This window comes from Streptomyces sp. NPDC002490 (assembly GCF_040296045.1).
Lineage (GTDB): Bacteria > Actinomycetota > Actinomycetes > Streptomycetales > Streptomycetaceae > Streptomyces.
This window is the reverse complement of sequence record NZ_JBEOWM010000012.1, coordinates 156,850-163,041: the sequence shown is the minus strand read 5'-3', so window position 1 is coordinate 163,041 and position 6,192 is coordinate 156,850. Positions and strand designations below refer to the sequence as shown.

Below are 6,192 nucleotides of genomic sequence, written 5' to 3'. Positions count from 1 at the left end.
CCAGTCCGGCACCATCCAAGACGTCTACCGCCACCACCACATCGACACCGACAGCATCGTCACCGCCGCCCTCGACCACACCGACTGACACCCCGCGGTGACTGTGCCTGGGGGGATGAAGGTGACTGCTGGGAGGCGTCACGGGATATGCCGACACTCTGCAGGAGTGTCATCACCTGGTCCAGCGGAATCCGCGGTGGAAGATCGCCGCACCAGGCCCCGGAGGGCAGACCGGGACGGTCGGACGGGCAGGGTTCCCGTCGGGTGACACGCGCCGACGGCTCCGGGCACACGATGAGCCGGCCGGATTCGACGTCGTCCGCGCAGCGCGACCGGGCGCGGTGTGGCGCGGATCATGGTGCCGGAACCCCATTGCTGATGAGGTGGGCCGATGCGCCCCGCCACCACGCAACTGCCCCTCGCCGTCGCCCTCGTGGCGATCTCGACCCTGACCGCCTGCGACGGTGGTACGGCCTCGGACGGTGACGATTGCCGGATCGCGGTGTCCCCCTCGCCCGGGTCGGCCGGTGCCGGCGCGCCCGATGCGACAGGGGGCGTGCGGATCATCAGCACGACGGGGTTCGAGCCGGCGCCCGAGCACTGCACCGGCCGCGAGCGGACGGCTGAGTTCGAGGTGGCCAACGGGAAGCATGAGCCGTACACCTACACCGTTGCCTTCTCCGTGACGAGCGTCTCCTCCGACGTGGTGCGCAGCACCGATCAGGTGACCGTGGAAGCCGTGCCGGCGGGCCGGAGCGTGCGGCGCACCTTCACCGCACCGCCCCTCCCTCCGGAAGGGCGCGGTGCCGCCCGGGTGGAGATCGCGGAGGTCCGTTCGGTCCCCTCGGACGAGGTCGGGGCCCCGCCCGGTGCGTGCCCCCCGTCCGGCGTCCGGGTGACCGCGGACCAGGGGGACGCGGCGATGGGCCTCCGGGTCGTCGGCATCACCCTCACCAACTGCGGAACCCGCCCCTACGCGCTCGACGGCCACCCCGGGCTGACCCCGCTGGACGAGGACCACCGTCCGCTCCACGAGGTCCAAGTCCTGCCCGGCGGCGGGGACATCGCCGAGGTGGCCGGCTTCGACGCGCCGCCGCGCCCGGTGACACTGGCGCCGGGCCAGAGCGCGACGACGGGTCTGATGTGGCGCAACACCCATACCGGCACCGGCGGAGCGACGGCCGCACCGTACGTCCGGCTGCTTCCGAAGCCGGGCGGCCGGCCGGTGACGTTGGTGCCGGAGCTGGACCTGGGGACGACCGGGAAGCTGGGTGTCAGCGCCTGGAAGAAGAAGAGCGGGTGACGGACGGGCGGTCCTGACCCGACGGGTTCCCGGCCCTGCGCCCCACCCCGAGCAGTCCCGACCACTTGGCCCACCTGCCCACCGAAGGAGCCGACACAGCCGTGCTGCCGCCCCACCGCCCTGCCGTCCCGCCACCACTCGACATCAGCCGACTCGTCCCCGAGCTGGCGCCGTTGGCCCGCCGGACCACGGTCCTGCGCCCGAAGCGGGGCGCACCGACACCGCAGGAGAGTTCCCTCGGCGGCCCGCTGCTGTGGCCCCGGGACACCCCGTGGCCCTTCTGCGACCGGCGGGACCACCATGACGGGGTCGGCACCGTACCGCCCGGCCCGGTACCCATGGTCCCGGTGCTCCAGCTCTTCGCCCGGGACGTCCCCGACCTGCCCTTCCCCGAAGGCGCGGACGTCCTCCAACTGCTCTGGTGCACCCTGCTCCACCCCGACGAGCCCTCCGAGGCGGTGCGTCCCGCCCTCCACTGGCGCACGGAGTCCGCGATCGTGCCCTCCGGCCGTCCCGACGAGGTGCCGCGCCCGGCTGACGGGGAGTACGAGGCGGACTTCCTTCCCAACCCGTGCACCCTGTCCCCGGTGGAGGCCCTCGACCATCCCCACCGGGACCTGTCGGAGGAACTGCGGACGCTCGTGCTGCGGGCCGAGGAGGAGCACGGGTTCTTCCTGACGGAACTGGCCTGCGTACTGGAGTCCAAGGTCGGTGGCTACCCCGCGTGGACCCAGCTGCCGGACTGGCCGTCCTGCGCGGCCGGACACCGGATGGCCCACCTGCTGAGCGTCACGGGCGACGACGAGGTCGACATGGACATGGGCGACGCCGGAGGCGTCTACCTCTTCGTCTGCACCGAGTGCCCCGGGATGCCGCACGCGACGCGACACGACTGCCACTGAGGGCGGCGCCGCCCCGACCGCGGACGCCAGGGCGGGCGGGGACCGGGGCTCCCGGAGGCGTGAACGGCGTCTGACCGCTCGTGGTGCTCGGCTGGGGTTCCGTCGCCGTGCCGGGGGTGGTGTCAGCGGCCCAGTGCCCTCTGGAGCTGCTGCTTGTTCATGGTGGAGCGGCCGTCGATGTTCCTCTTCTTGGCCTCCGCGTAGAGCTGGTCCTTGGTGGGGCCCTGCGCGCCGCTGTGGGAGCGCTGTCCGCCGCGTCGGGCGGCTGACTTGGGGTCGTGCGTCGACGTGCGGCTCGCGGTCCTCGACTCGCCGGCGCGGGCGCGTTCCTTGTTGACGGTGCGGGCGGCGATCTCCTCGGCGCGCCGGGTGGACTCGCCGCGCTTGCGGGCGGACTCCTTGATGTGCTCGTACTGACGTTCCCTCTTGGGGCTGGAACCTCTCGGCATGGCGCGGTCCTTCCGTCGGGTGTCTTCCCCTCCATGGAGGAGGGTTCCGGCGGGGACCGCAACCGCACGTGCGGCGGGTGGCCGCTCCTCCCCGGGCTCCGCAGGCACGCGCGCTGGTCGGCCACCTCGCGGGGGGAGGGCGGGCCGCCGGGGTGCGGGGCCGGGGGCCGGCCGGCGAGCACGGCCGTCAGGCGGTGTGCAGGGAGGGGGCGGGGAGCGGGGTGAGCGAGGCGTACTCCAGAGGCGCGGACGGGTCGATGGACACGTCCAGCGGTGCGGGCTCGGCCCCCGAGCGCACCAGGAGCTCGCCGACGGCCGCGATCATGGCGCCGTTGTCGGTGCACAGGGTCATCGGCGGTACGCGCAGCTCGATGCCGTTCCCGGCGCACCGTTCCTCGGCGAGGGCCCGGACCCGTGAGTTCGCCGCCACACCGCCGACCACGATCAGCGTCTTGACGTCGTACGCCGTGCAGGCGGCGACGGCCTTGCGGGTCAGCACGTCGGCGACGGCCTCCTGGAGGGCGGCTGCCCCGTCCGCCACGGGCAGCGCTTCGCCGCGCAGCCGGTGTCCCTCGGCCCAGCGGGCGGTGGCCGTCTTCAGCCCCGAGAAGGAGAAGGCGTACGGGTCGTCGCCGGGCCGGGACAGCGGGCGCGGGAAGGCCACGGCGTGCGGGTCGCCCGTCCGGGCCGCCCGGTCGATGGCGGGGCCGCCGGGGTAGGGCAGCCCCAGGACCCGCGCCACCTTGTCGAAGCATTCGCCGGCCGCGTCGTCGAGCGTGTCACCGAGGTGCAGGATCGGCTCGCCGACCAGGTCCCGCACCAGGAGGAGGGAGGTGTGACCGCCGGAGACGATCAGCACGACGCAGGGTGCCGGCAGCGGGCCGTGTTCCAGGGTGTCGGCGGCGACGTGCCCGGCGAGGTGGTGCACCCCGTACAGCGGCACCCCGACCGCGAAGGCGAGCGACTTGGCCCCGGCCAGCCCCACCTGGAGGGCGCCGGAGAGCCCGGGGCCCGTGGTGACGGCGACGGCGTCGAGCTGGCCCGGCCGCAGCCCGGCCCGGTCAAGGGCCTCGCGCACGACCGGGGTGAACGCCTGGAGGTGCGCCCGGGCCGCGATTTCGGGCACCACACCGCCGAAGCGGGCGTGCTCGTCCATGCTCGACGCCACGACGTGGGCGAGGAGTTTCCCGTCCCGGACGATCCCGGCGCCGGTCTCGTCGCACGAGGATTCGATCCCGAGTACCACCCGTCCGCCCATCGCCATCTCCTTCTGCATGCTGTGTGCACATGCAATATATGGGCAACAAGACTCGGTGTTCACATCCGGTTCCGCGGGGCCTACAGCTCCTGGAGCACCCGGTTGATCAGCTTCACCGAGTCCCGGGGGGAGAGCGATGCGGCCTGGAGGTGGTGGTAGGACCGCAGGAACGGCAGCACCCGGGCGTCGTCCTGTTCCAGGTCCCCCCTGAGCGCGGACTCCGAGTAGGACACGAGCGAGCGGTCGGGCATCGTGAGGATGGAGATCGGGAAATCGAAGGAGCGCGCCGCCCCCATGGCGAACGGGGCGATCTGGAGCCACACGGTGGGCAGCGAGGCGATCTCGATCAGCCGCTGCAACTGCTGTTCCATGACGGCTGGTTCGCCGACGCGTTGCCGAAGGCAACTCTCGTCGAGGGCCACGAAGACCTGCGGTGGTCGCTCCCCGTCGAAGAGCGCGGATTGGCGCACCGCGACCCGGGCGACCCGCCTGGCCGCGTCGTCGATCGAGCGCATCCCGTACGTGACGGCCGCGTGTTCCACGGCGGCCGCGTACTCGGTCGTGGCCAACAGGCCGGAGATCAGCCCGATCTCGAACGTGCGGATCACCGTCGCTTCCTCTTCGACGTCCAGGTACTCGGAGAACTCCGGCTCGAACGAGATCATGCGGTTCCTTCCTGGTCAGGCGATGGCCCCTGATCCCGAGCGTCCCGTGCGGGGCCGAAGAGGGCGCCGCCGTGCCGACGGACGGCGCTCATCGCGGACTCTACGGCGAGGAGCGACGCCGTCCGGGCGGTTCGCGAGGAGGCCCGCAGCCGGGTTGACGAGTCGGGGCCGCCGCCGCGGCACCCCCGGGAACGCACCGGTCGACATCCCTCCGACATCGAGCGCAGGACGCATCCGACCCTCTCCGGAGCGAGCCGTCCCCTCCCGGGCCGAGCCGCCCCCGCCATCCGTCCCCCACGGGGGAGGGGCAGGGCCCCGGTCGGACGACCGAGGCCGCGCGGCAGGAGGAGGGCCACGACCACGGCGCCGGCGGCAGCGAGGCGGAAGGCCGGTAGTGACCGCAGCGCCGGCACGATGGGGCAAGGCGGGTCCCGGAGGTCGTCCCTCGCGTACGGGCTCCCGGTGCGGGGGCTGCGCGGGGCGAACGCCCGGACGCTCAGCGGACGTCGAGCACCCTCAGGCGATCGGGCGCCGCCGGATCCCGGTCCGCGACCTGGACCGGTGCCCCGGCCCACTGCCAGACGCCCGTGCCGGGCACACGGGAGAAGCGGATCCGCCCACGGGTTCCCTCCACCACCAGGTGCGGCCAGGACCGGGCGACGGCCGCCCGGTCCGTGCCGTGGGTGCGCAGCGCTTCGGCGAGGACGGCGATGCTGTCCCAGCCCTCGAAGGCGACGAAGGAGGGCGCTGTGCCGAGCCGCTCGTGGAGTTCCCTCCCGACGCGCTCACCGAGCGGGCCGGGGGACTCGGGGAGGTAGCGGAGGAACGGGATCCCGGCGCCGTCCCCGCCCAACTCGGCGGTCCAACCGGCGAACTCCGGCTGCCCGGCCGGCGCGCCGATCAGGACCTCGGTCAGCCTGCGGTCCCCCCGGACGGCCCTGACCAGCGGCACCGCCGGCTCCGGAACCCCGACCAGCAGCAGGAGCGCGCTCGCACGGTGCTCGGCGAGCGCGTCGCACAGGGCCCGCGGAGGGAACGCGTCCGCGTCGAACTCGACGAGGGTGCCGCCGTGGCGGGCGAGGTGCCCCCGCAGCACCCGCGTCCCCGAGGCCCAGTAGACGCTCGGCTGGGTCACCACGGCGATCCGGCGTCGGCCCGAGCGGAGCAGGAACTCCGCATACACCCGCCACCCGTGGGACTGGGGCGGAGCCAGTCGCGCCACCCACGGGGTCGGCCCCTCGGTGAGGGCGTCGAGCACCGCGGAGGAGCAGAGGAACGGCACGCCGAGGGCGTCGGCGCGGGACGCGGCGGCCCGGGCGACGACACTGTGGTACTCGCCCGCCAGGGCGACCACGCCCAGACCCGCCAACTCGTCCACGACCGCCACGGCCCGCGCCGGATCGGCAGCGGTGTCCCGCACCACCAACTCCAGGGGCCTGCCGTGGATGCCGCCACCGTCATTGACCTCCCGCACGGCGAGGTCGAGTCCTGCGAGCAGGTGGCGACCCGCCTCGACCCACCCGGGCCGGGTCAGCGGCACGAGAACGCCCAGGCGGACGGGCGACCGGTCGGTGCGCTCCGCCCCGGACGGTGCTGACGGCGTGTTCACCGGACG

At 73.8% G+C, this 6,192-nt stretch carries 6 protein-coding genes; 2 read left to right on the top strand and 4 right to left on the bottom strand.

Translation table 11 applies throughout. The features are described from left to right. Nucleotides 1-391 precede the first annotated feature (391 nt). Together ABT092_RS10730 and ABT092_RS10725 are read left to right on the top strand one after the other, a co-directional pair. Entirely contained in the window at nt 392-1,303 is a 912-nt protein-coding gene (locus tag ABT092_RS10730) for a DUF4232 domain-containing protein (RefSeq protein WP_351242087.1), read from the top strand. Between the two features lie 101 nt (nt 1,304-1,404). Continuing rightward, on the top strand, nt 1,405-2,205 hold the full coding sequence (locus tag ABT092_RS10725; RefSeq protein ID WP_351242085.1) for a DUF1963 domain-containing protein: 801 nt from the start codon (nt 1,405-1,407) through the stop codon (nt 2,203-2,205). A gap of 122 nt (nt 2,206-2,327) precedes the next feature. Here the strand turns inward: ABT092_RS10725 and ABT092_RS10720 are convergent, their stop codons facing one another. The 4 genes from ABT092_RS10720 to ABT092_RS10705 all read right to left on the bottom strand — a co-directional run bounded on the left by ABT092_RS10720 (nt 2,328) and on the right by ABT092_RS10705 (nt 6,186). After that, complete coding sequence (locus ABT092_RS10720; RefSeq protein ID WP_351242083.1) at nt 2,328-2,654, bottom strand: plasmid stabilization protein; 327 nt, start codon at nt 2,652-2,654, stop codon at nt 2,328-2,330. A 187-nt stretch (nt 2,655-2,841) separates the two neighbouring features. Further along, nucleotides 2,842-3,912 (bottom strand): tRNA (adenosine(37)-N6)-threonylcarbamoyltransferase complex transferase subunit TsaD, encoded by a 1,071-nt coding sequence (gene tsaD / locus ABT092_RS10715; protein ID WP_351242107.1) that lies wholly within the window; start codon nt 3,910-3,912, stop codon nt 2,842-2,844. Nucleotides 3,913-3,992: 80 nt separating this feature from the next. Continuing rightward, a complete protein-coding gene (locus ABT092_RS10710) occupies nt 3,993-4,577 on the bottom strand; it encodes a DUF5753 domain-containing protein (RefSeq protein ID WP_351242081.1) in 585 nt (194 codons plus the stop codon). Between the two features lie 496 nt (nt 4,578-5,073). Then, nucleotides 5,074-6,186, bottom strand: a complete 1,113-nt coding sequence (locus ABT092_RS10705; protein WP_351242079.1) for an ABC transporter substrate-binding protein — start codon at nt 6,184-6,186, stop codon at nt 5,074-5,076. Between the last annotated feature and the right edge of the window lie 6 nt (nt 6,187-6,192).

Excerpts from the sequence above, each read along its gene's own strand:
- ABT092_RS10710 (WP_351242081.1), bottom strand. The coding sequence starts at position 4,577 with ATGATCTCGTTCGAGCCGGAGTTCTCCGAGTACCTGGACGTCGAAGAG.
- ABT092_RS10720 (WP_351242083.1), bottom strand. The coding sequence starts at position 2,654 with ATGCCGAGAGGTTCCAGCCCCAAGAGGGAACGTCAGTACGAGCACATC.
- tsaD (WP_351242107.1), bottom strand. The coding sequence starts at position 3,912 with ATGGGCGGACGGGTGGTACTCGGGATCGAATCCTCGTGCGACGAGACC.
- ABT092_RS10730 (WP_351242087.1), top strand. The coding sequence starts at position 392 with ATGCGCCCCGCCACCACGCAACTGCCCCTCGCCGTCGCCCTCGTGGCG.